General features: G+C 63.1%; 13 protein-coding genes and 3 pseudogenes. 6 read left to right on the top strand and 10 right to left on the bottom strand.

The genetic code is table 11. From position 1 onward, the window contains the following. Positions 1-215: 215 nt before the first annotated feature. The 8 genes and pseudogenes from rarD to CKW13_RS25065 form a co-directional block, all read right to left on the bottom strand. Positions 216-1,103 carry an EamA family transporter RarD gene (gene rarD / locus CKW13_RS22125; RefSeq protein WP_095110907.1) on the bottom strand — a complete coding sequence of 296 codons (888 nt, stop codon included), beginning with the start codon at positions 1,101-1,103 and terminating at the stop codon, positions 216-218. 229 nt (positions 1,104-1,332) lie between these two features. Further along, entirely contained in the window at positions 1,333-2,307 is a 975-nt protein-coding gene (locus CKW13_RS22120) for a serine/threonine protein kinase (protein WP_095110906.1), read from the bottom strand. A gap of 155 nt (positions 2,308-2,462) precedes the next feature. Next, on the bottom strand, positions 2,463-4,364 hold the full coding sequence (locus tag CKW13_RS22115) for a PhoX family phosphatase (protein WP_095110905.1): 1,902 nt from the start codon (positions 4,362-4,364) through the stop codon (positions 2,463-2,465). A gap of 66 nt (positions 4,365-4,430) precedes the next feature. Then, positions 4,431-5,894: a protein adenylyltransferase SelO gene (gene selO / locus CKW13_RS22110; protein ID WP_095110904.1), complete on the bottom strand. Its 1,464-nt coding sequence runs from the start codon at positions 5,892-5,894 to the stop codon at positions 4,431-4,433. A gap of 48 nt (positions 5,895-5,942) precedes the next feature. Continuing rightward, the gene (gene mscK, locus CKW13_RS22105; RefSeq protein ID WP_095110903.1) at positions 5,943-9,293 is read right to left on the bottom strand and encodes a mechanosensitive channel MscK; all 3,351 of its coding nucleotides are present in this window, start codon (positions 9,291-9,293) and stop codon (positions 5,943-5,945) included. Between the two features lie 34 nt (positions 9,294-9,327). Then, positions 9,328-11,070: a potassium/proton antiporter gene (locus CKW13_RS22100; RefSeq protein WP_095110902.1), complete on the bottom strand. Its 1,743-nt coding sequence runs from the start codon at positions 11,068-11,070 to the stop codon at positions 9,328-9,330. A 484-nt stretch (positions 11,071-11,554) separates the two neighbouring features. Next, a pseudogene (locus CKW13_RS25070) lies at positions 11,555-12,151 on the bottom strand (methyl-accepting chemotaxis protein); the annotation flags it as partial. A gap of 306 nt (positions 12,152-12,457) precedes the next feature. Next, a pseudogene (locus tag CKW13_RS25065) lies at positions 12,458-13,114 on the bottom strand (MCP four helix bundle domain-containing protein); the annotation flags it as partial. Between the two features lie 333 nt (positions 13,115-13,447). Between CKW13_RS25065 and CKW13_RS22090 the strand changes: the two are divergent. Together CKW13_RS22090 and CKW13_RS22085 are read left to right on the top strand one after the other, a co-directional pair. Then, positions 13,448-13,678: a hypothetical protein gene (locus CKW13_RS22090; RefSeq protein WP_095110900.1), complete on the top strand. Its 231-nt coding sequence runs from the start codon at positions 13,448-13,450 to the stop codon at positions 13,676-13,678. After that, positions 13,675-13,980, top strand: coding sequence for a cell division protein ZapA (locus tag CKW13_RS22085; RefSeq protein WP_095110899.1), 306 nt, complete (start codon positions 13,675-13,677; stop codon positions 13,978-13,980). Before CKW13_RS22090 ends, CKW13_RS22085 begins: the two co-directional genes overlap by 4 nt. Positions 13,981-14,097: 117 nt before the next feature. On the opposite strand, the gene CKW13_RS22080 is transcribed toward CKW13_RS22085, so the two are convergent. Both CKW13_RS22080 and putA read right to left on the bottom strand, forming a co-directional pair. After that, a complete protein-coding gene (locus CKW13_RS22080; RefSeq protein ID WP_095110898.1) occupies positions 14,098-15,900 on the bottom strand; it encodes an acyl-CoA dehydrogenase in 1,803 nt (600 codons plus the stop codon). 214 nt (positions 15,901-16,114) lie between these two features. Next, complete coding sequence (putA, locus tag CKW13_RS22075; RefSeq protein ID WP_095110897.1) at positions 16,115-20,068, bottom strand: trifunctional transcriptional regulator/proline dehydrogenase/L-glutamate gamma-semialdehyde dehydrogenase; 3,954 nt, start codon at positions 20,066-20,068, stop codon at positions 16,115-16,117. Positions 20,069-20,529: 461 nt separating this feature from the next. On the opposite strand from putA, the gene putP reads away from it, so the two are divergent. The 4 genes and pseudogenes from putP to CKW13_RS22050 form a co-directional block, all read left to right on the top strand. Further along, complete coding sequence (gene putP, locus CKW13_RS22070) at positions 20,530-22,014, top strand: sodium/proline symporter PutP (protein ID WP_095110896.1); 1,485 nt, start codon at positions 20,530-20,532, stop codon at positions 22,012-22,014. A gap of 299 nt (positions 22,015-22,313) precedes the next feature. After that, on the top strand, positions 22,314-23,936 hold the full coding sequence (locus CKW13_RS22065) for a type VI secretion system Vgr family protein (RefSeq protein ID WP_095110895.1): 1,623 nt from the start codon (positions 22,314-22,316) through the stop codon (positions 23,934-23,936). Between the two features lie 200 nt (positions 23,937-24,136). After that, the gene (locus CKW13_RS22055) at positions 24,137-24,361 is read left to right on the top strand and encodes a hypothetical protein (protein ID WP_095110894.1); all 225 of its coding nucleotides are present in this window, start codon (positions 24,137-24,139) and stop codon (positions 24,359-24,361) included. A 35-nt stretch (positions 24,362-24,396) separates the two neighbouring features. Next, positions 24,397-24,637 (top strand): annotated as a pseudogene (locus CKW13_RS22050) (hypothetical protein); the annotation flags it as partial.

Raw genomic sequence — 24,637 nt, 5'->3', positions numbered from 1 at the left:
GGGGGTTATCCAAGGAAACCTTGCACCTGCCTGTGGATAACCTGTAGAGACTCGCCGCCAGCCCAGGCGGGCCGGGCTGCTTCAGCAATTGAGCAAAAAACCAGCAGTTTCAACGGCTTGTGCACAAACGCCGGGGATGGGCCTGTGGATAACCTTGGGAAAGATGCGTGCAGGCCACGGCAGGCGTGGCCCGGGAGGGTTTGTACGTTTTTCGATCAGCGCCGCTTGCGGATGCTCAGCCAGATATCGACGCTGTACACCACCAGGGCCGCCCAGATAAAGACCAACGCCACCAGGGTGCTGGGCGACAAGTGTTCGCCAAACAACAGCACCGCTTGCAGCAACACCAGGGTGGGGGCGATGTACTGCAAAAAGCCCAGGCTGGTGTAAGGCAAGTGCCGTGCGGCGGCGTTGAAGCACACCAGCGGGATGAGCGTCACCGGCCCGGCCGCCACCAGCCACCAGGCTTCGCTGGTGCTCCAGAACGCCATCTGCGCGCTGTGGGCGCCGGGGTTGAGCAGCAACCAGCCCAGGGCAATCGGCACCAGCATCCAGGTTTCCACCACCAGCCCCGGCAGGGCTTTGACCGGCGCCTGTTTGCGGATCAGGCCGTAGCAGCCGAAGGTCAGCGCCAGCACCAGGGAAATCCACGGCACGCTGCCCAGTTGCCACACTTGCTGCGCCACGCCCAATGTCGCCAGCCCCACCGCGACCCATTGCAGGCGCCGCAGGCGCTCGCCCAGGATCACCATGCCCAGCAGTACATTGACCAAGGGGTTGATGTAGTAGCCCAGGCTCGCCTCGACCATGTGCCCGCTGTTCACCGACCAAACGTAGGTCAGCCAGTTCGCCGCGATCAGCGTGCCGCTCAGCGCCAGGATCGCCAGGCGCCGCGGGTTATCGCGCAGTTCGCGCCACCAACCGGGGTGCTTCCACACCAGCAACAGCAAGCCGCCGAACAGCGCCGACCACAACACCCGGTGGATGATGATCTCGACTGCCGGCACCGAGGCGATGGCCTTGAAGTAAAGCGGGAACAGGCCCCAGATGATGTAGGCACTCAGGCCCAAGATGTAGCCGTGGCGCGGGTTGGCGGCTGGCATGCAAAGTCCTTGCTTAGGCAACTAACAAAGCGGTGATTGTAAGGAGGTTTGTCCGCGGTTGCCGCTTTTTGTGGGGGCGGGCTCGCGACGATGGCAGGCATTCAGTCCTCCTCTGTGGGAGCAGGCGTGCCCGCGATGGCGGCCTCCCAGCCGCTGGAGGAGTGGTGGCCGCCATCGCGAGCAGGCTCACTCCCACCCGCATCACCACACCTCAGTAGCCACGCGGTGTTCAGAACAAGCGCAACGGCTCTTCATTGAGCGCCGACAGTTGCTCGCGCAGGGCCAGCACCTGGTCGCCCCAATAGCGCTCACTGCCGAACCACGGGAAGCTGTGGGGGAACGCCGGGTCGTCCCAGCGCCGCGCCAGCCAGGCGCTGTAGTGCATCAAGCGCAGGGCGCGCAGAGGTTCGATCAGCGCCAGTTCGCGTGGGTCGAAGTCGTGGAATTCCTGGTAGCCATCCATCAATTCCGACAGCTGCCCCAGGCATTCCTGACGGTCGCCGGCGAGCATCATCCACAAGTCTTGCACCGCCGGGCCCATGCGGCAGTCGTCGAGGTCGACGATGTGGAACACCTCGTCGCGGCACATCATGTTGCCGGGGTGGCAATCGCCGTGCATGCGGATGTTCTTGTGCGGCGTGGCCTTGTACACCTCTTCCACGCGCTTGAGCAGGTCACGCGCCACCGACTCATAGGCCGGCAGCAGGCTTTTGGGGATGAAGTTGCCGTCCAGCAGGGTGTTGAGCGAGTCGTGGCCGAAGTTCTTCACGCCCAGCGCTTCGCGGTGCTCGAACGGGCGGGTGGCGCCCACAGCGTGCAAGCGCCCCAGCAATTGGCCGAGGCGATGGAGTTGGTCGAGGTTGCCCGGCTCCGGCGCCCGGCCGCCACGGCGCGGGAACAGGGCGAAGCGGAAACCGGCGTGCTCGAACAGGCTTTCGCCGTTGTGGATCAGTGGCGCCACCACCGGCACTTCGCAGTCGGCCAGTTCAAAGGTGAAGCGGTGTTCTTCCAAGATGGCGTCGTTGGTCCAGCGCTGGGGGCGGTAGAACTTGGCGATCAGCGGTTCGCTGTCGTCGATGCCGACTTGGTAGACGCGGTTTTCGTAGCTGTTGAGCGCCAGCACGCGAGCGTCGCTGAGGAAACCGATGCTTTCAACGGCATCGAGCACCAGGTCGGGGGTAAGGGTTTCAAACGGATGGGCCATGCTGACTCCTGCGCGCAGCAGGCTGCCGCGTCCGGCCCGGCATGTTAGCGCAGACGGGCGCAGATAGGTGGGGATCGCTATCGCGAGCAGGCTCGCACCCAGCCTTGAAGGGTGCCAAGCATTCAAGGCTGGGGCGGGCCGGCGATGGCGGTTTATCAGGCGCCGACGATCCCGCCATCCTCCCGGCTGATTGCCATCACCGATGAACGCGGCTTGCCGTTGGGCAGGTGCTCGGGGAAGGTCGAACCGCCGTTTTCGCCAGGGTGCTGGATGCCCACGAACAGGGTCTTGAAGTCGGGCGCGAAGCTGATGCCGGTGACTTCGCAACCCACCGGGCCGACCATGAAGCGGCGGATCTCGCCGCTGTCCGGGTCGGCGCAGAGCATCTGGTTGTTGCCCATGCCGGCGAAGTCGCCGCCGTTGCTCGAATCGCCGTCGGTGAGAATCCACAACCGCCCGGCACCGTCAAAACCCAGGCCATCGGGGCTGTTGAACATGTTCTGTGGGGTGATGTTGGCCGAGCCACCCTTGGCCGTGCCGCCGTGCACCACCGGGTTGCCGGCGACCACGAACAGATCCCAGGCAAAGGTCGGGGCCCCGTGTTCGCCGCGCTCAGGCTGCCAGCGCAGGATCTGCCCGTAGACGTTTTTCTCCCGTGGGTTGGGGCCGCCCACCGGTTGGCCGTCTTCGCCGCGCTTGGCGTTGTTGGTCAGGGTGCAATAGACCTGGCCGTCCTTGGGGCTGACCACGATCCATTCCGGGCGGTCCATGCGCGTGGCCTTGACCACGCTGGCGGCCAGGCGCGCATGAATCAGCACCTGGGCCTGGTCGGCGAAGCCGTTACTGGCGTCGAGGCCGTTCTTGCCGTGGCTCAACTCCACCCACTGGCCCTGGCCCTTGGGGTGGTCGGCGTTGCCGTCGCCGCCATCGAACACGGCGACGTAGAGGGTGCCGTGGTCCAGCAGGTCGCGGTTGGCCTTGGGGTTTTTGTGGTCGATCTTGTCGCGGCTGATGAACTTGTAGATGAACTCGCCGCGCTCGTCGTCGCCCATGTACACCACGGCGCGGCCGTCGCCGGTTTCGGCCAGGGCTGCGTTTTCATGCTTGAAGCGGCCCAGGGCGGTGCGCTTGACCGGGGTGGATTGCGGGTCGAACGGGTCGATTTCCACCACCCAGCCATGGCGGTTGAGTTCGTTGGGGTTCTTCGCCAGGTCAAAACGCGGGTCGTGCTGATGCCAGTTGATTTCTTTGCTGGCGGCCACGGCGCCGTAGCGCTTTTGCGCGGCGTCCAAGTGCTGCTCGGCGTTGCTGCTGCCAAAGCAGTCGGTGAAGTTTTCTTCGCACGTCAGGTACGTGCCCCACGGGGTCTTGCCGTTGGCGCAGTTCTGGAAGGTGCCCAGCACAAGTTTGCCGCTGGGGTCGGCGCTGGTTTTGAGCAGCGCGTGGCCGGCCGCCGGGCCGCCGACGCGGATCGGCGCGTTGCCGTGGATGCGGCGGTTGTAGCGCGAACCCTGGACGAACTGCCAGTGGCCGTCGCGGCGCTGCACTTCAATCACCGAGACGCCTTCGCAGGCCTGGGCCTTGTGCACGTCCTCGGCCGATTGCGGCATGCCGCCGTGGGGGTAGAGGTAGCGGTAGTTGGTGTATTCGTTGTTGATCGCCATCAGCGCGCGGTTGGGGTCGTCGGGGAAGGCGAACAGGCTCATGCCGTCGTTGTTGTCGCCAAATTGCAGCTCCTGGGCCTTGGCCGTGCCATTGCCGCTGGGGTCGAAGGCCGGGCCGCCCTGGTGCAGCGGTTGGCCCCAACTGATGAGGACCTTGGCGCTGTAGCCGGCGGGCAGGCTGATGGTGTCGGTGGTGGCGGCGGCGATGCTGGCAAACCCGAGCAGAGGGCTGGTGCCGCTGCTGGCGCCGATGGCTAGGGCGCTGCGGCTGAGCAGGTTGCCGCCCAAAAACATCGCCGCGCCACACAGGGCGCCGGCGCTGATAAAGCCACGCCGGCTCATGCCCACCAGGGTTTCGAGGTCGGTGGGTTGGTTGTCTTCTAATAGGTTCACATCAGGCTCCCTGCAGGTTTTTGCAGTCACCTTAACCAGCGCGTATGACACAAATGTTGCAGGTGCCTAGGACGAACAACTGATCTCCAGGTGCTTGCCCCACTCCGGTGGGCGCTGTGCGTAGGCGGCCATGCCCGGTTGTTCGTCAAAGGGTTGGCTCAACACCTGGTGCAATTGGCGCACGACGCTGTAATCGCCGTTTTCGGCGGCATCGATGGCGTGTTGCGCCAGGTAGTTACGCAGGATGTACAGCGGGTTGACGGCGTGCATGCGCTTGCGGCGCAGGTCTTGCCGTGGCTCGCCGTCGCGGGCGACGCGGGCGGTGTAGTGCGCGGCCCAGGCGTCGAAGCCCGGGCGGTCGATGAAGTCATCGCGCAGGCGCGCCACGGCTTGTTCGGCGGGCTCATCGCCGAGGCGGCGGAAAAACAGGCTGTAGTCGATGCCGCCGCTTTGCATCAGTTGCAGCAGGTGCTCGATCAGTTTCGCGTCGCTGTCTTCGGCGCGGGTCAAGCCCAGGCGCCGGCGCATCAGGTCCAGGTAGTGGGCCTGGTACAGCGGCAGGAACAGCCCCAGGGTTTCGCGCAAGGCTTCGACCTCGATCAGCGGCGTCAGGGCTTGGGCCAGGGCGCTGAGGTTCCATTGGCCGATGGGCACCTGGTTGCTGAAGGCGTAGCGGCCACGGTCGTCGGAGTGGTTGCAGATGAAGTTGGCGTCGAAGTCGTCGAGGAAGGCGAACGGGCCGAAGTCGAAGGTGATACCCAGGATCGACATGTTGTCGGTGTTCATCACCCCATGGCAGAAGCCATAGGCCTGCCACTTGGCGATCAGTTCGGCGTTGCGCTCGACGATCTCGCGGAACATCGCCAGGTACGGCTGCGGCTGCTCGCGGCACTGAGGGAAATGCGCGGCCAGCACGTGTTCGGCCAGGGCGGTGTGCTCATCAGTACGTTTTGTGTAGTAGAAATACTCGAAGTGGCCAAAGCGCACATGGCTGGGCGCCAGGCGCAGGACCATGGCGGCGCGCTCCTGTTTTTCGCGCCACACCGGGGTGCTGGAGCCGATCACGCACAGCGCCCGCGAGGTGGGAATACCCAGGGCATGCAGGGCTTCGCTGGCGAGAAATTCGCGGATTGAAGAGCGCAGCACGGCGCGGCCATCGCCCATGCGCGAGTAGGGCGTTTGCCCTGCGCCTTTGAGATGCAGGTCCCAGTGCTCGCCCGCTGCGTTGCAGACCTCCCCCAGCAGCAGGCCGCGGCCGTCCCCCAGTTGCGGGTTGTAGCTGCCGAACTGATGCCCGGAATAGACCATCGCCCGCGGTTGCGCCTCGGCCCACAGTTTGTGGCCGCCGAACAGTTGGGCAAACATCGGGGTGTCGGCCTGCGCCGGGTCGAGGTCGAGCAGGGCCATGGCGGCGGGGCTTGCCACCACCAGGCGCGGGTCGTCGATGGGCTCGGGCAGTACATGGGTCGAGAAGGCGTCACCCAGGCGGGCGAAGCGGTTGTCGAAGGTCAGTTCGTCGAGGGCTTTCAAGGGCCATCTCCAGCAGAATGTCCGAGCATTCTGCTGGGATTAACCGGGCTAGTCGAGCTTGGCCGGCGGTGGCTCGCTGTCGGGTTTACCGTCGGCCTTGGGCCCGATGGTTTTGGTTTCCGGGTCGATGGGCACCATTTTGTATTCCTGGCCTTGGAGGTTTTTCAGGTAGACCTCCATTTGGCGGAACGAAATGTTGATGTGCTGCTTCTTGAACTCGCGGTTGATGAAACGGTTGACCTCGTCCACCACCGGGTTGCGGTCGCCCAGGTCGCGCACGTGCATGCGCAGTTCGTGGTCCAGGGTGCTCTCGCCGAAGTTGAGGAAGTACACGAGGGGCTCGGGCTCCTTGAGCACGCGGGGGTTTTCCCGGGCGGCCTTGAGTAGCAGTTCCTTGACCAGGTCCAGGTCGGAGCCGTAGTCCACCCCCAGTTTCAGGGTGACGCGGGTGATGGTGTCGGTCAGCGACCAGTTAATCAGTTGCCCGGTAATGAACGTCTTGTTGGGGACGATGATGTCCTTGCGGTCGAAGTCGGTGATGGTGGTGGCGCGGATGCGGATCTTGCTCACCGTGCCCGACAGGTTGCCGATGGTGATGGTGTCGCCGATGCGCACCGGGCGCTCGAACAGGATCATGATCCCGGAGATGAAGTTGGCGAAGATCTCCTGCATGCCAAACCCCAGGCCCACCGACAGCGCGGCCACCAGCCATTGCAGCTTGTCCCAGCTCACGCCCAGGGTGGACAGGGTGGAGACAAACCCCACGCCGGCGATCACGTACGACAGCAATGTGGTGGTGGCGTAGGCGCTGCCCTGGGCCAGGTCGAGCTTGGACAGCACCAGCACCTCCAGCAGGCCCGGCAGGTTGCGCGCCAGGGCGAAGGTGATGCCGATGATAATCAGCGCGCCGAGCATGTCGCCGATGCTGATGGGCACCATGCTCATGTTGGCGCCGGTGCCGCTGGTGTATTCGTAGAGGGTGATGTTGTCCAGGTAGGAGAACACGGTAATCAGGTCGGCCCAGACCCAGTACAGCGCTGCGATGAACCCGCCGAGCAAGGCCAGGCGGATCAGGCGCATGGACTGCTCGTTGACCTGTTCGATGTCCAGGGTCGGTTCTTCGACCACCACGTCGCCGTCGCCCGCCTCCTTGGCGGCCTGGCGCTTGCTCAGGGCCCGGGCATAGGCCAGGCGCCGCGCCGCCACGCCCAGGCCACGCACGAAAGTGGCTTCGATCACCAGCCAGAACATCAGCAGGTACAGGGTGTTGATGAGCCGGTCACTGAGTTTGAGCGCGGTGTAGAAGTAGCCAAAGCACACGGCGATGAACAGGGCGATGGGCAGCGCGGTGAACAGCACCCCCAGGGCCTTGCGAAACAGCGAGGTGTTCTTGTGGGTCGGGCTGCTCAGTAGCAGACGGCTGAGCAGCCACGCCATCAGGGCGTAGCAGGTCAGCACCACGGCAATGCCCAGCACGTCTTCGGCCAGCGCCGCCGGTTGGTGTTCGGCCACGGCCACCACCGCCACCAGCGCCAGCACCACGATGCCCAGGCGCCGCACCCACACCTGCAGGAACTCGACCTGAGGTTTCTCCCAGCGAAAATGCAGCTCCGCTACGCCCCCGGGGGCGAGGATGCGGTAGGCGGTGTAAAACACCAGCCAGGCCTGGGCGGTTTGGATCAGCGCCGCGCCGAGGTTTGCGTTCTGCCCGCGGGCGTCGATCTGCAAGGCGTAGCCGCACAGGGCCAGGGCCAGGGCCACCGGCATCGCCAGCAGCACGTTGATAAGGATCGCCTGGGGCGTGTGCCACTGGCTGTCGCGCTTGAAGTGGCCGATGTCCTGGTGGACCTTGTTGAGCCGCGCATATAAGGGCTTGCGCCGCCACAGCAACACGCCGAACAGCAGCAGCAACGGCAGGAACAGCAGCGGCCGCTGGGTCAGGCCGTCGCGCAACTCGCTCAGGCTGGAGGCCCAGGGCAGGTTATCGATCTGCTTTTCCAGGCGCTGGGGCATGGTGCGCAACCATTCCAGGTCCAGGGGCTTGTTGCTGGGGATCCAGAACATCTGCTCGTCGAGGGTGGCGCGCAGGTTTTGCGCGGTGGTCAGCAGTTGCTTCTGGTTCAGTTGCAGGGTGATGGATTCGTTGAGCAGGGCGCTCAGTTCGCGGCTCAGGCGCTCCAGCAGGTCGGCGCGGGTCATCGCCAGTTCCAGCAGGGTGCGGCGCAGTTGCGGGGTGATTTGCTCCGCGGGCTGGGTGGCTAGCAGGTTGTCGACGTACTTGCTCGGGCTGCTGATGAGTTCGCGTTGCTGGTTGACCTCGAACTGGTAGAGGCGGATGTCGGCGATCTGGTCGGCCAGGTCGCCGTCCATCTGCAGGCGCGGCAAGGCCTGCTTCTGTTTGTAGAGGATCTTGGACAGCAGCAGGCTGCCCTTGAGCACGCTGATCTGCTCGTCCAGGGCCGCGTCGCTCTGGGTCACGTTGTCGAGCAATTGCTTGGTCTTGAGGTTCTGTTGGGTCAGTTCGTTGAGGCGGTCGGTGCTTTTGAGCAGGTAATCGGAGAGCTTGAGGTTGGCCGAACTCTCGCTGGCCAACAGGCTGCTGCCGCCGGCCTTCTGCGCCTCGATCGATTGCTGGGTCACGGTTTCCTGGGACTGGGCCAGGCGCTTCTGGTTAATCAGGGTTTGCAGGTCCTGGATTTCCTGCTCCAGGCGTGCGGCTTTTTCCAGCACCAAATCGTGCTGGCTGTTGCCCAGGTCTTGCAGTTGGCTGTTGCCGGCCAGTTCCTGGCGGCGCAGCGGAATCAGGGCGTTGAGGGCCGCCAGCTCGGCGTTGAGCTGGTCGCGTTGCTCGGCGGTAAGGGGCTTGCCGCCGTCCTTGCCGGCCTTGAGCAGGCTGTTGATTTGCAGGATGCGCGTTTGGCTGCTGCTGATTTCGGCCTGGGCCCGCTCGGGGCGCGTCTGGGCGGTGATGGTCAGGCTGTTGGCGTCGGCCAGGGCCTTTTGCAGGTCGCTTTGCTGGGTGCTGCGCTCGGTCAGCAACTGTTCGAGCCGCGGCACGTCCAGGTTGGCGTAGCGCTGGGCCACGGGCACCACTTTGGTGGCCTTGAGGCGTTCGAGTTCTTTCTGGTTTTCGCTGTTCTGGCGCGGGGCGTTGGCCAGTTGCTGCTTGAGGTCGATCAGCCGCTGCTCGTAGTCAGCCTTGTTATTGAGCTGGTTGAGGGTTTGCTGCAACACCGCTTGCAGGGCTTTCTGGTCGGCCTCCGGCAGTTTGCGGTCGGCGATTTTGTCCAGGCTGCGCTGAACCGCTTCGCTGCTGGGGGGCTCGGCTGCCTGGACGGCACCGAGGGACAGGCACAGGCTCAGCAGGGCCGTGGCAAAAAGAGTGCGCAAGATTGGCATAGAGACCGGTCAAGACAGGGTGGAAAAACGCAGTTTAGAGGAACAACCCGGGGCCCGGGCGACTTCCTTCGGGGAATCTGACGCCCACTTTGCCAATCTTGTTCCCGTCCATCACCGCGACGGTCCAGATTGTGCCGTTCCATTCCACCTGGTCGCCCACCACCGGCGCGCCGCCGACCTTCTGGGTAATGAAGCGGCTCAGCGGCATGTCGGGGTCCAAGCCCTCGAGTTGCAGGCCGTACAACGCCGACACCGCGCCCAGTTGGGCATCGCCTTCGAGGACGAAATCGCCGAAGAAGCGCAAGTCCAGGCCCCGTTGCGGCGCCTGGCTGAACAGCTTGCCCAGGGCTGGGAGGTTGTGTTCGTGGCCGATCACACACAGCAGGTCGTCGGCTTCTAGCACCGTGCTACCGGAGGGGTGGAGCAGTTGCTGGCCGCGGAACAACGCGGCGATCCGCGTACCCTCGGGCATTTTCAGCTCGCGCAGGGCGGCGCCGATGCACCATTTCTCCGCGCCGAGGCGGTAGACGAATAGCTCCCACTCGCTGGTGACATGCACCTCCAGCGCCGCCCGGGAGATCGGCGCCGGTTCCGGCGGCACCGTGACCTTGAGCAACTTGGCCACCCACGGCAGGCTCGTGCCCTGCACCAACAGCGACACCAGAACGATGAAGAACGCCAGGTTGAAGTACAACTGGGCATTGGGCAGCCCGGCCATCAGCGGGAACACCGCGAGAATGATCGGCACCGCGCCGCGCAGGCCGACCCAGGAAATGAACACTTTTTCGCGGCCATGGAACGCCTTGAACGGCAGCAGGCCGACCATCACCGACAGCGGCCGGGCGAACAGGATCATCCACAGCGCCAGGCCCAGGGCCGGCAGGGCGATGGGCAGCAGGTCATGGGGCGTGACCAGCAGCCCCAGCACCAGGAACATGCCGATCTGCGCCAGCCACGCCATGCCATCAAGCATATGCAGGATGCCGTGGCGGCTGCGCACCGGGCGATTGCCGATCACCAGGCCACACAGGTACACCGCCAGGAACCCACTGCCGTGCAGGGCGTTGGTCAGGGCGAACACCAAGAGGCCGCCGGCGATCACCAGGATCGGGTACAGGCCCGCGGCCAGGTTGATGCGGTTGACCAGTTGCAGTAGCAACCAGCCGCCGCCCAGGCCAATGGCGCCGCCGATGCCGAATTCGCGCACCAAGTGGCCCAACAGGCTCCAGTGCAGGTCACTCTGGCCGCTGGCGAGGATGTCGATCAGGGTCACGGTGAGGAACACCGCCATCGGGTCATTGCTGCCGGACTCGATCTCCAGGCTGGCGCTGACCCGCTCGTTCAGGCCCTTGCCGCCCAACAGTGAAAACACCGCCGCGGCATCGGTGGAGCCAACGATGGCGCCCACCAGCAGGCCTTGCATCAGGCTCAGGTCAAACAGCCACGCGGCGGCCATGCCGGTCAGCCCGGTGGTAATCAACACCCCCACCGTGGCCAAAGACAACGCCGGCCACAGCGCCACGCGAAAGCTCGACACCCGCGTGCGCAAGCCACCGTCCAGCAGGATGACCGCCAGGGCGAGGTTGCCGACCAGATAGGCCGTGGGGTAGTTGTCAAAGATGATGCCGCCGCCATCGACGCCAGCGGTCATGCCCACCGCCAGGATAATCACCAGAATCGGGATGCCCAGGCGTGAAGAAAGGGAACTCACCAGAATGCTCGCACCTACCAGCAACGCGCCGATCAAGAACAGGCTGTTGATGGTCGTCGCATTCAAAGGCAGTACTCCAGAAGCAGAAGGGCGGGCGCAAACTGACCATGCAGTCTGCGTGCCAGGGATTCTAACCTGTTGAAATAGCGTACTGTCAAAAAGCTTTTATCTGGCCACACCGCGTGAACCCACTCCCAGCCGGAGTGGGCTGGCCCGCGATGAAGCCGGTATAACCACTACTCCTCTATTGGCTTGAGTCCCGCCATCGCGGGCGAGCAAAGCGCCGCCCGGCCCACAGTTGAACTGTGGTGCGGGCGGGATTTTCACTTTTCCATTGTGGGAGCGAGCCTACTCGCGATGGGGGCATACCGGTCGCCACAAGTGCATCGCCTGTTCCGGCCTCATCGCGGGCAAGGCCCGCTCCCACAGTTGAACTGTGGTGCGGGCGGGATTTTCACTTTTCCACGGTGGGAGCGAGCCTGCTCGCGATGGGGGCACTGAGTGGCCTGGGGTGAGACAGTTGCTCCCACCGTGCTCTGGGCCGCAAGCCTTAGAGGCTAAACCGCCCAACCAGGCTGTTGAGGTCCACGGCCAGGCGCGACAGCTCATTGCTGGCGGCGCTGGTCTGGTTGGCGCCGGTAGCCGATTGCACCGACAGGTCGCGGATGTTCACCAGGTTGCGGTCCACTTCGCGGGCGACTTGGGCCTGTTCTTCGGCAGCACTGGCGATCACCAGGTTGCGCTCGTTGATCTCGACGATGGCAGTGTTGATGGTATCCAGGGAGATACCCGCACCTTTGGCGATGTTGAGCGTCGATTCGGCGCGGTCGGTGCTGTTGCGCATCGAGTCCACCGCATGTTCAGTACCGCTTTGGATGCTGGCGATCATGCGTTCGATTTCGCTGGTCGACTGCTGGGTGCGGTGGGCCAGGGCGCGCACTTCATCGGCGACCACGGCAAAACCGCGGCCCGCCTCGCCGGCACGGGCGGCTTCGATGGCGGCGTTGAGGGCCAGCAGGTTGGTCTGGTCGGCGAGGCCGCGAATCACATCCAGCACCTTGCCGATGTCACGGGATTCTTCGGCCAGCTCACCGATCAGGGTGGCAGTGCTCTGCACATCACCACTCATGCGTTCGATGGCACTGACGGTTTCCTGCACCAAATCGCGGCCGTCGCTGGCCGAGGTGGTGGCGTTGCTGGACGCCTGAGAGGTGCTCACCGCGTTACGGGCCACTTCTTCCACGGCGCTGGTCATTTCATTGACCGCCGTGGCGGCCTGTTCGATTTCGTTGTTCTGCTGGGTCAGGCCCCGGGCGCTTTCGTCGGTGACGCTGTTGAGCTCTTCTGCGGCGGAGGCCAGTTGGGTGGCCGAGCCGGAAATCCGTTGCAGGGTGTCGCGCAGTTTTTCCTGCATCCGCGCCATGGCCAGCAGCAAGCGGCCGGCCTCGTCGCTGCCGTCCACCGTGATCGGCTGGGTCAGGTTGCCCTCGGCGATGGCCTCGGCGGCGCTCAGGGCGTTGGCGATAGGCCCAGTGATGCTGTGGGTCAACAGCCAGGCGAACAACACCGTCAGGGCACTGGCCACCAGCAACAGGCCCACCACCAGGTTGAAGGCGTGGTCGTACTGGTCGGCGGCATTTTGGTCGGTGGCGTGGGTCTGCTCGGTGTTGATGTCCATCAGGCGCGCGAGCACGCTGTTGATCGCCTCTGAATTGTTCAACAACTCGGTGTTGAGCAACTCGCGCAACTCATCGACCCGGTCATTGCGCGACAGGTTTTTCATCCGCTCTTCGAGCTGGCGGTACTGGCCCAGGAGCTGCACGTACTGGTCGTAGGCGGCCTGTTCCTGGGCGCCGTTGATGAGTTTTACGTAGTCGCGCTGGGCGCTGGCGATCTGCTGGTTGCGCAGGTCGAACAGCTCCAGGGTCTTTTGCTGCACGTCCGGTTCGCGGTTGATAAGCAGGCGATAGGACAGCACGCGCAGGCGCAGGGTCAGTTGGGTGAACTCGTCCAGGCTCTTGAGGCTGGGCACGCTGGTCAGGGCGATGTCTTCGCCGCCGGCGCGGATCTTGCTCATCTGGTTGAGGGCAAACACCCCCAGCAGCAGCATCAGGGCGCCAATCATGGCAAAACCGAGGAACGCCCTCGGAGCGATGTTCATATTGCGAAGAGACATGACAGTTACCGACAAAAGGCTCGCCTTGGCGCAGGGTGCAAAAAAGGCAGAATCCTGACCTATCGGTCATGTAGGCAAAGTCTTGAGTGCCTGTGCGGTTTTGTCGCAGCCCCCCAGGGGGGGAACCAGAAGCGCTAATCGCAGTCTGTAAAGCTCGCAAGCCGGTCCATCGCCAGGAAAATCAAGGCTTTGCACCCGGATAACCCTGGCGTGTGTGGTGACTTTTCTTTATCGTACGCGCCCTTCGAAAAAGCCCGAGAAATCAAAATGTTGGAAGCATCCCTCAGTCAATTGGAGCAACTGGTCGGCGATCTGGTGCAACAGAACCAGGCCCTGGCCGACAGCAACCGCACCCTGAGCGCCGAACTGGCCCAGGCCAAGGACGAAAACGAAAACCTGCAACTGAACTTGATGGAGCAGGAAGAAAAACACGGCGCCACCGCCGCGCGTATCCAGGCGCTGGTCGAGCGCGTCAGTGCAGGCCCTGGCAACGCATGAGACAGGGGCCAGACGCAATCAAGGTTGTCTCCATTCTCGGTGAGGACTACTCGATCAAGGCCCCCGCGGGGGAAGAACAGACCCTGCTGGACGCCGCCCTGATGCTCAAGGCCGCGCTGGCCGAAACCAAACGCAAGTACCCGACCCTGATCGGCGATAAGTTGCTGGTGCTGGCGGCGATGAACCTGTGCTCCCAGCAGTTGGAAATGCAAAAGCAGCACAAGCTGGAACTGGACCGTTATCAAGAGCAGGTCAGCGCCACGGTCGAGGTGATTTCCAAGGCCATTGGCAGCGAAGCGTGAGCCTCTAGCTGATTGTCGGGGCACATTTTTGACAGCTGGCACCGTGATCTAGGTGACTGGCGCGCTGCGCAAAAGGCGCAGCGCGCGGGTGGTCAGTTGCCAGCGTGTGCGATCCAACTAAAACCACTCATCCTGCATCCCCAGGCAGGTGTCATCCCGCGCTTCGAGAATCGCCAGTTCATGGTGGCAACCCGGCACTTCCCAGGTCAGGAAGTAGCGCGCCGCTTGCAGCTTGCCTTTATAGAAGCCGATATCCGCTGCCGTGCCGCGCAGTAGGCCTTCCTCGGCGCGAATCGCCTGTTCCAGCCAGCGCCAGCCAATCACCGTATGCCCGAATACTTTCAGGTACAGCGCCGAGTTGGCCAGGCTGCTGTTGACCTTGCCTTGGGCCAGGTCGCCGAGCAGGCCCAGGGTCACCGTTTGCAGGCGCGCCACCAGCTGTTCCAGCGGTTCACGCAAGGCGTTGAGTGATGGGTATTCCTGGGCCCGCGCGCCGGTGTCGGCGATCAGGCGAATCAGTTGCTTGAGCCCCGCGCCGCCGTTTTGCGCCAGTTTGCGCCCTAGCAGGTCCAGGGACTGGATGCCGTGGGTGCCTTCGTGGATCGGGTTCAGGCGATTGTCGCGGTAGTACTGCTCCACCGGGTATTCGCGGGTGTAGCCGTGGCCGCCGAGGATCTGGATCGCCAGTTCGTTGGCCTTGAGGCAGAACTCCGATGGCCAGGACTTGACGATGGGCGTGAGCAAATCCAGCAGTTCCTGGGCCTGCTTGCGCTCGGCCTCGCCTTCCAGCGTGGTGGTGTCATCGAACAGCCGCGCCGCGTACAGGCCCAGGTCGAAGGCGCCTTCCACATAGGCCTTTTGGGTGAGCAGCATGCGCCGCACATCGGCGTGCTGGATGATCGATACCGGCGCGGTGTTGGGGTCCTTGCTGTCGGGCAGGCGCCCCTGCGGGCGTTCGCGGGCATAGTCCAGGGAATACAGGTAGCCGGCATAGCCGAGCATCACCGCGCCCATGCCCACGCCAATGCGCGCCTCGTTCATCATCTGGAACATGCAGCTCAGGCCCTGGTGCGGTTTACCTACCAGATAGCCGACACAGTTGCCGTTATCGCCGAAGTTCAGCGCCGTGGACGTGGTGCCGCGCCAGCCCATCTTGTGGAACAACCCGGCCAGCAGCACGTCATTGCGCGGGCCGAGGCTGTCGTCCTCGTTGACCAGGAACTTGGGCACGATAAACAGCGAAATACCCTTCACTCCGGCCGGCGCGTCCGGCAGTTTGGCCAGCACCATGTGCACGATGTTTTCCGACAGCGGATGGTCGCCCCCGGAGATGAAAATCTTATTGCCCTTGAGCCGGTAAGTGCCGTCCGCCGCCGGTTCGGCGCGGGTACGGATGTCCGACAGCGACGAGCCGGCGTGGGGTTCGGTCAGGGCCATGGTGCCGAAGAAGCGGCCGTCGATCATCGGTTGCAGGAAGCGCTGTTTTTGCTCCGGCGTGCCAAAGCTCTCGATCAGGTTGGCCGCGCCCATGGTCAGGAACGGGTAAGACGTGGACGCCGCGTTGGCGGCCTGGAAGTGCGCGAAGCAGGCTTGCGACAGCAGCGTCGGCAACTGCATGCCACCGGCCTCGAAACTGCGCGCGGCGTTGAGAAAGCCCGCTTGGAGAAAGGCATCCACCGCCGGTTTGACTTCCGGGATCAGGATTGCGTTGCCGTCCTCATAACGCGGCTCGTTCTCGTCGCCCTTGCGGTTGTGCGGGGCGAAGAACTTCTCGGCAATGCTGCGCGCAGTGCCGATGGCGGCGTCAAACGTCTCGCGGTTGTGCTCGGCGAACCGCTCACGCCGGGTCAGGCCCTCGGCGTCGAGGACTTCATACAGCTCGAAAGCCAGATTGCGGGAACTGAGCAGCGTCTCGGACATGGCGGCCTACCTTTTTTTGGAATGGACCGAGTCTAGGCGCGTGAATAAGGGCTGAACAGGATGATTGATGAGCGTGATGGTGGGGCAGAGCAGCGGCTTAACCTGCCACCTAAAAAACGTTGCCGGAACCTGTGTGGGAGCGCGCCGGGCGGCGCGCCCACAGGTTTTTCAAGCACACCGGGCCGCCATTGCAGCGGCCCGGTGTTGGTGCGGTTTAGCCGATGGTCATCAGGCTGGCGTTGCCGCCCGCGGCCGCTGTGTTGACGCTCAGGGCGCGTTCGATCACCAGGCGTTCCAGGGCGACGTTGGTTTCGCCCTGGGACAGGCCCTGGACGCCGACGATGGCACCGGCACGCTTGGCCACTTGCTGGCAGACCTGGCGCAACTGGTCGCTGTGACCGTGATGCAGGACGGCGTCGAGGGTGACTTCGTCCTTGGTCCAGTCGGCCACCAGGGTGATCTTCGCCTGAAGAGCCTTGGGCAAACGTGCGAACACAGCCTTGGTCAACTCCCCTTCCGGCCACACTGCCGAACCGCCGACTGCCAGCACGGCCGCCAGTTGGGTCAGCAGGTCGCCTTCGACTTCCGCCAGGCACAGCACGTGTTCGCGCGGCAGGATGGCGTAGCTGTTGCGCTCGCCGGTCGGGCCGTTGAGGGTGCGGGTGATGCCGCTTTGCGACTGGGCCGCGAACTGCACGCACAGGGCGCTCAGGTCGGCCAGTTTGTGGCTGTCGGCCCAGGTTTGCAGGGCGGTCAGCGGCTGGAGCAGGGCTTCACGCAGGCGCATGTCCGGGGCGTTGGCCGCATCGCTGCGTACGAACGATTGTTCGATGGCATCGGTAGGGCGGGTCGACAGCAAGCGGTACAGGTACAGCGGGCCGCCGGCTTTCGGGCCGGTGCCCGACAGGCCTTCGCCGCCGAACGGCTGTACGCCCACTACGGCACCTACGATGTTGCGGTTGACGTAGACGTTACCGGCGTTGACGTTGTCGATCACCTTGGCGATGGTTTCGTCGATGCGGGTGTGCACGCCCAGGGTCAGGCCGTAGCCCGACGCGTTGATCTGCTCGATCAACTGGTCGATGTCTTTGCGCTTGTAGCGCACCACGTGCAGCACCGGGCCGAAGATCTCCCGTTGCAGTTCGTCGAAGCTTTCCAGCTCGATCAGGGTCGGCATCACGAAGGTGCCGCGCTTGACCTCTTCGCTGTCGGCGATGGCGACCTGGTACACGTTGCGGCCTTTATCGCGCATGCCCTGGATGTGCTTGTCGATGCCAGCCTTGGCTTCGGCGTCAATCACCGGGCCGATGTCCACGGACAGGCGCTCCGGGTTGCCGAGGCGGCATTCGGCCATGGCGCCCTTGAGCATTTCGATGACGCGGTCTGCAGAATCTTCCTGCAGGCACAGTACGCGCAGGGCCGAGCAACGCTGGCCGGCGCTGTCGAAGGCCGAGGAGACGACGTCGATGACCACTTGTTCGGTCAGCGCCGAGGAATCGACGATCATGGCGTTCTGCCCGCCCGTTTCGGCGATCAGCGGGATCGGCCGGCCCTGGGCGTCCAGGCGCCCGGCGATGTTGCGTTGCAGCAGGCGCGCCACTTCGGTGGAGCCGGTGAACATCACGCCTTTGACGCGCTCGTCACCCACCAGGCGGGCGCCCACGGTTTCGCCACGGCCGGGCAGCAGTTGCAGCACGCCTTCGGGAATCCCGGCTTCCAGCATCAGGCGCACGGCTTGCGCGGCCACCAGCGGGGTTTGCTCGGCAGGCTTGGCCAGCACCGGGTTACCGGCGGCCAAGGCTGCGGCGACTTGGCCACTGAAAATCGCCAGCGGGAAGTTCCACGGGCTGATGCACACCACCGGGCCCAGTGGGCGGTGGGCGTCGTTGGTGAAGTCGTTGCGCGCCTGCACCGCGTAGTAACGCAGGAAATCCACGGCTTCGCGCACTTCGGCGATGGCGTTGGCGAAAGTCTTGCCGGCTTCGCGGGCCAGCAGGCCCATCAGCGGCTGGATCTCGGCTTCCATCAGGTCGGCGGCACGCTCCAGGATCGCGGCGCGCTCGGCCGGCGGGGTGGCCTGCCAGATAGGTGCGGCGTTGAGGGCGCACTGGATGGCGTTATCAACGTCTTCGACGGTGGCTTCCTGCACATGGCCGACCACGTCACGCAGATCCGAAGGGTTGAGCACCGGTGCCGGGGTTTCGCTGCTGGCAGCGCAACCGAGCATGGGCGCGGCTTTCCAGTTGTTATGGGCGGTGGCCAGCAGGGCGCAGGACAGCGATGCGAGGCGATGTTCGTTGGCCAGGTCGATGCCAGCGGAGTTGGCGCGTTCGTGGCCATACAGGTCACGCGGCAGTGGAATGCGCGGGTGCGGCAAGCCGAAGCCGCCTTCCACCGTGGCCATTTGCTCGATGCTGGCCACTGGGTCGGCCACCAGCTCCTGGATGGAGATGGATTGGTCGGCGATGCGGTTGACGAACGAGGTGTTGGCGCCGTTCTCCAGCAGGCGACGCACCAGGTAGGCCAGCAGCGTTTCGTGGGTGCCGACCGGGGCGTACACGCGGCACGGACGGTTCAGCTTGCCTTCGGAAACCTTGCCCACAACCTGTTCGTACAGAGGCTCGCCCATGCCGTGGAGGCACTGGAACTCGTACTGGCCCGGGTAATAGTTCTGCCCGGCGATGTGGTAGATGGCCGACAACGTGTGGGCGTTGTGGGTGGCGAACTGCGGGTAGATGACTTCCGGCACCGAGAGCAGTTTGCGTGCGCAGGCGATGTAGGAAACGTCGGTGTACACCTTGCGGGTATAGACCGGGTAGCCTTCCAGGCCTTCAACCTGGGCGCGTTTGATTTCGCTGTCCCAGTACGCGCCTTTGACCAGGCGGATCATCAGGCGATGACGGCTGCGGCGAGCCAGGTCGATCACGTAGTCGATCACATACGGGCAACGCTTCTGGTAGGCCTGGATCACGAAACCGATGCCGTTCCAACCGGTCAGTTGCGGCTCGAAGCACAGGCGTTCGAGCAGGTCCAGCGACAGCTCGAGGCGGTCGGCCTCTTCGGCGTCGATGTTCAGGCCGATGTCATATTGCTTGGCCAGCAGGGTCAGCGACAGCAGGCGCGGGTACAGCTCGTCCATCACGCGCTCGTACTGGGCGCGGCTGTAGCGCGGGTGCAGGGCCGAGAGCTTGATGGAAATGCCCGGGCCTTCATAGATGCCGCGGCCATGGGAAGCCTTGCCGATGGAGTGGATGGCTTGCTCGTAGGACGCGAGGTACTTCTGGGCGTCATGTTCGGTCAGTGCGGCTTCACCGAGCATGTCGTAGGAATAGCGGAAACCCTTGGCCTCGAACTTGCTGGCGTTGGCCAGGGCTTCGGCGATGGTCTCGCCGGTGACGAACTGCTCGCCCATCAGGCGCATGGCCATGTCGACGCCCTTGCGGATCATCGGCTCGCCGCTCTTGCCGATGATGCGGCTCAGGGACGAAGTCAGGCCGGTTTCATTGTGGGTCGAGACCAGTTTGCCGGTCAGCAGCAGGCCCCAGGTGGCGGCGTTGACGAACAGCGAAGGGCTGTTGCCCAGGTGCGGCTGCCAGTTGCCGGTGCTTATCTTGTCGCGGATCAGGGCGTCGCGGGTGCCTTTGTCCGGGATGCGCAGCAGTGCTTCGGCCAGGCACATCAGCGCCACGCCTTCCTGAGACGACAGGGAGAATTCTTGCAGCAGGCCCTGCACGATCCCGGCACGGCCGCCGGCGCTCTTCTGGTTGCGCAGTTTTTCGGCAATCGAGGCGGCGAGTTTGTTGGTGGCTTCGGCCATCGCGGCGGGCAGGCGCGCCTGCTCGATCAGCATCGGCACCACTTCGGGCTCAGGGCGGCGGTAGGCGGCGGTGATGGCGGCGCGCAATACCGATTGCGGCAGGATGCTTTCGGCGAACTCCAGGAAGCACTGGTGCGCGTGGTCGGCTTGCACTTCGCCGGCGTCGTCTGCGTCCTTGGCGGTCAAACCGCTGAGTTCGGTCAGGGTTGCACCACCCTCGAGTTTTTCCAGGTAATTGAAAATTGCCTGCTTAATCAGCCAGTGCGGCGTGCGATCAATCGAGGTCGCGGCTGCTTTGAGGCGCTCGCGGGTTGGGTCGTCAAGTTTGACCCCAAGGGTGGTGGTAGCCATATTTTTATCCTCATGTTTGCCACGACCGGTGGCATCAGCTGGCGGCAAGATTAGCGGCGAGCCGATAGAGGTGCAACCGGGTGCAACCCTTTTTTTGACGGAATAATAGACGGCTCGTCAGGAAAATTTTTCCTGCCTGTGTAGGATGCACGGCCTTGGTGCATTTGGGCTTAGCAATGCGGCGTTTTGTGCTCCAAAAAGGAGCATAAAACCGCATGGGAAATTTATTTCCGACTAGGTGCAACTTATTCCCGAGAAACTGGTTGCACCTTATTTGCTTTGTTGCATAGCATTCGCGGCCAAGGTGCAACCGGACCAAAAGAACGGTGCATCGGCCGATGGCTTTCCTGGGGAAACATCGGTCATAAATGCGTGGCTCGTGCAATCGTCTGTCAAACGTGATCCGTTGGCGGAGGGCTAGAAGCCGCCGCTACATAAAAACAAAGCCAGGGCGTAACTCAATGAGTGCAAGTAATCCAACCCTGATCACTTTCGTGATCTACATCGCGGCAATGGTCCTGATCGGCTTTGCGGCCTATCGCTCCACCAACAACCTTTCTGACTACATCCTCGGTGGCCGCAGCCTGGGCAGCGTCGTGACCGCATTGTCGGCCGGTGCCTCGGACATGAGCGGCTGGTTGCTGATGGGCCTGCCGGGCGCCATCTATATGTCGGGCCTTTCGGAAAGCTGGATCGCCATCGGCCTGATTATCGGTGCCTACCTCAACTGGCTGTTCGTGGCCGGTCGCCTGCGGGTGCAGACCGAACACAACGGCGACGCGTTGACCCTGCCGGACTATTTCTCCAGCCGTTTTGAAGACAAAAGCGGCCTGCTGCGGATTATCTCGGCCATCGTGATCCTGGTGTTCTTCACCATCTATTGCGCCTCCGGCATCGTGGCCGGCGCCCGTCTGTTCGAAAGCACCTTCGGCATGTCCTACGAGACCGCGCTGTGGGCCGGTGCTGCGGCGACCATTGCCTACACCTTCGTGGGTGGTTTCCTGGCGGTGAGCTGGACTGACACCGTGCAAGCCACGCTGATGATCTTCGCCCTGTTGCTGACGCCGATCATCGTGCTGCTGGCCACTGGTGGCGTGGACACCACTTTCCTGGCGATCGAAGCGCAGAACCCTGACAACTTCAACATGCTCAAGGGCACGACCTTCATCGGCATCATCTCCCTGCTGGGCTGGGGCCTGGGCTACTTCGGCCAGCCGCACATCCTCGCGCGCTTCATGGCGGCGGATTCGGTCAAGTCGATCGCCAATGCCCGTCGCATCTCCATGACCTGGATGATCCTGTGCCTGGGCGGCACCGTGGCCGTTGGTTTCTTCGGTATCGCCTACTTCTCGGCGCACCCGGAAGTGGCCGGCCCTGTGACCGAGAACCACGAACGTGTGTTCATCGAACTGGCGAAAATCCTCTTCAACCCATGGGTTGCCGGTGTACTGCTGTCGGCCATCCTGGCGGCCGTGATGAGTACCCTGAGCTGCCAGTTGCTGGTGTGCTCCAGCGCCCTGACCGAAGACTTCTACAAAGCCTTCCTGCGTAAAAGCGCTTCCCAGGTCGAGCTGGTATGGGTCGGTCGTGCCATGGTGCTGGTGGTTGCACTGGTCGCTATCGCCCTGGCCGCCAACCCGGAAAACCGCGTACTGGGCCTGGTGAGTTACGCCTGGGCCGGCTTCGGTGCCGCTTTTGGCCCGGTTGTGCTGATCTCGGTACTGTGGAAAGGCATGACCCGCAACGGCGCACTGGCCGGTATCCTGGTCGGCGCGATCACCGTGATCGTGTGGAAACACTTCGAGCTGCTGGGCCTGTACGAAATCATCCCGGGCTTCATCTTCGCCAGCCTCGCCATCTACCTGGTGAGCAAGGCCGGCGCGCCAACCGCGGGCATGATCCAGCGCTTCGATGCGGCAGAAAAAGACTTCGCCCTGAACCACTGATGGCGTTGAGCTGAGGCTCTAACGCCAGCAGCGAAACGAAAAAAACCGCGTCCCAAGGGCGCGGTTTTTTTTTACTTAAATGGTTAAGGACGGTGCGTGGCGCCTACCCTCAGTGCTGTTGTCTTGGCAACTGCTGCCAGCCGATATGCCGTGTTTTCGGAGTGCTCCTACTTGTCGGTGGCTTGCGTCCGACATGTCGTTTTCCTTTTCCCATGCTCAAATTCGCGCGGTCAGGCGAATGGGTAGCCCCTCTCCCTATCGATGAACGTTCGCCGTCCTCAGCATAAGAAGAGGCCAGCATGCTCATCACCCCCGCATCACTTCTCAGCGCGCAAAAACAGCGTTTGATAAAGCTGACCGTCCACACTGAACCCAAGCATGAATTACTGCTGGACAGCTTCAGTGGCAGTGAAGCGATATCGCAACCGTTCAGCTTCGATCTGGCGTTACTGAGCCCTGATCCACGTATTGAACTCAAGACCCTGATCGACCAAGGCGCGTTGCTTGAAATCGAACTGGCCAACGGTACCCACCGCTGCATTCATGGCCATATCACTGCCTTCAGCCACTTGAAGAATGACGGTGGCTTGAGCCACTACTGCGCGACACTGAGCCCATGGCTTTGGTATTTGGGGCAGCGGGTTGATGCCCGTATTTTTCAAGAGCGCACGGTGGTGGATGTACTGCGCACGGTGTTCGCCCATTACGGCGCATTGGCGGTGTTGCGCTTCGATCTTCAGCAGGATCTGCCCCTGCGAACCCACAGTTGTATTACCCAGTTCAATGAAACCGACGAGCACTTCGTACGCCGTTTGTTGGAAGAAGAGGGCTGGCTGTTCTACTTCGAGCACACAGCGCAAGGGCACACGCTGGTGGTGCGCGATGACTGCCGTGGGCTCTCGCCACTGCCACAACAACCGGTGATTGCGTACCTCCAGGGCTCGATCCCGACCCATGCCGACACCATCAGCGAATGGACCGCCCAGCGCGTACGGCAACCCGATGCCGTTAGCGCTGGCACGTTCGATTACAAACAGGTGGGCCAGTGGGATCGCGTGTCTACAGCGCTACTGACACCCGCCAGTGGCTCCGTGCCACTGGAGCGCTACGCCTTTTCAGGGCAATACAGCGCTGGCGATGAACGCGAGGCCAAGCATCGGCTCGACAGCCACCGCGATGCCTTGCATGTGCTGAGTAAGACTTTTCGCGGTGTCAGCAACTGTCGCGCCATGGAGCCGGGCTACACCTTCACCCTGACAGAGCATCCCCGGCATGAGGGGGCGCCGGCCCAGCGCCATCATTTGTACGCCAGGGAGTTTCTGCTGCTAGGCGTCCAACATCAGGGGCGCAACAACTACCTCAACGAAGACAAAGCGGATTACCGCAACAGCTTTTCCAGCATTCGTCGCGACATTCCCTACCGCCCCCAATGCTTGACGCCACGCCCAGTGGTGGCGGGGCCTCTGACTGCCGTCGTGGTGGGCGATCTAGCGTTGGGCGAGGTGTACACCGATGAGTGGGCGCGGGTGAAAGTGCGCTTTCATTGGCAACGCCAACAGCCTGATGAGCACGACAGCGCCCGGCAGCATGCGCAAGACACCGCGTGGCTGCGGGTGGCCCAGCCCAGCGCCGGGGACGGTTTTGGCCACCAGTTCATGCCGCGCATCGGTCAGGAAGTGGTGGTGAGTTTTATCGCAGGTGACATCAACCGGCCGTTGATTACCGGGGCTGTCTACAACAGCAGCCACCACTCGCCACGCTTCAGCGACGTGGGGGGAACTGGGCAATTGCCCGCCAACCAAGCCCTGTCCGGGATCAAGACCAAAGAGCACAAGGGCGGCGGCTATAACGAGTTGCTGTTCGATGACACCGCCGGTGAACTGCGCGCCCGGCTGGCGAGCCGCCATCAGGTACTGCGGTGATCATCAATACCGAACCTCGAACCGAAATGAACCTTGAGTTGCACGCTGTGGGGAAGACCTACGGCGTTATCAAATTTCTGCGGGGCGACCGAGACAAACCGCATTGGTCGACGGATGGAAAGTAACCCATGACTACCCATTTCTCAGTAGCGGCAGTGCTGTTATTCGCATTGACTCAAGTGGCTTGCGGATCGGAACAAATGCCCAGCGATATCAGTGAATTCGTTCAACAGCGGGACCTGTGCGACCACTTGCGTGGCGAAATCCCCGACCAAGGTGATGAGCAATCGCAGGCCATCGACGACATCAACCAGCAATGCCGAGGCACGGACGCTGAACTGCAACGGCTCAAGCTCAAATACACCGGCAGCACTGCGTTTGAGCAGGTGTTGAATCAGTACGAACCGGACATCGAATCCCCGTGAGGTGGGCTGATGGCCGCCTTCAAAGGAGCTAAGGCATGAGCGACCCCAACTACAGTGTTATCGCCGAACTACGCAGTCGGCTTGTCCCTAATCGACCGGGTGATCGACTGATCGCCATCCCTCGGGATATGCCCGGTATCGTGATTTTTTTGCATGGCGTCAATGACCCCGGCGCCGCCTATGAGTCAGTGGAAACCGGGCTGATGCAGGGTTTGAACGAGCGCCTGCACCGCCCGGATTTGTGTGCGGGGCGCTATGGCGCTGAGTTTGCGGCGG

The sequence above is a fragment of the Pseudomonas sp. Irchel 3E20 genome (assembly GCF_900187645.1).
GTDB lineage: Bacteria > Pseudomonadota > Gammaproteobacteria > Pseudomonadales > Pseudomonadaceae > Aquipseudomonas.
Note: the sequence above shows the minus strand (reverse complement) of the source record. Positions and strands in the feature narration are given on the sequence as shown.

Bases quoted from the DNA above. Each gene is read 5' to 3' on its own strand.
- rarD (WP_095110907.1), bottom strand. From the start codon at position 1,103: ATGCCAGCCGCCAACCCGCGCCACGGCTACATCTTGGGCCTGAGTGCC.
- CKW13_RS22120 (WP_095110906.1), bottom strand. From the start codon at position 2,307: ATGGCCCATCCGTTTGAAACCCTTACCCCCGACCTGGTGCTCGATGCC.
- mscK (WP_095110903.1), bottom strand. From the start codon at position 9,293: ATGCCAATCTTGCGCACTCTTTTTGCCACGGCCCTGCTGAGCCTGTGC.
- CKW13_RS22090 (WP_095110900.1), top strand. From the start codon at position 13,448: ATGTTGGAAGCATCCCTCAGTCAATTGGAGCAACTGGTCGGCGATCTG.
- CKW13_RS22085 (WP_095110899.1), top strand. From the start codon at position 13,675: ATGAGACAGGGGCCAGACGCAATCAAGGTTGTCTCCATTCTCGGTGAG.
- CKW13_RS22080 (WP_095110898.1), bottom strand. From the start codon at position 15,900: ATGTCCGAGACGCTGCTCAGTTCCCGCAATCTGGCTTTCGAGCTGTAT.
- putA (WP_095110897.1), bottom strand. From the start codon at position 20,068: ATGGCTACCACCACCCTTGGGGTCAAACTTGACGACCCAACCCGCGAG.
- putP (WP_095110896.1), top strand. From the start codon at position 20,530: ATGAGTGCAAGTAATCCAACCCTGATCACTTTCGTGATCTACATCGCG.
- CKW13_RS22065 (WP_095110895.1), top strand. From the start codon at position 22,314: ATGCTCATCACCCCCGCATCACTTCTCAGCGCGCAAAAACAGCGTTTG.
- CKW13_RS22055 (WP_095110894.1), top strand. From the start codon at position 24,137: ATGCCCAGCGATATCAGTGAATTCGTTCAACAGCGGGACCTGTGCGAC.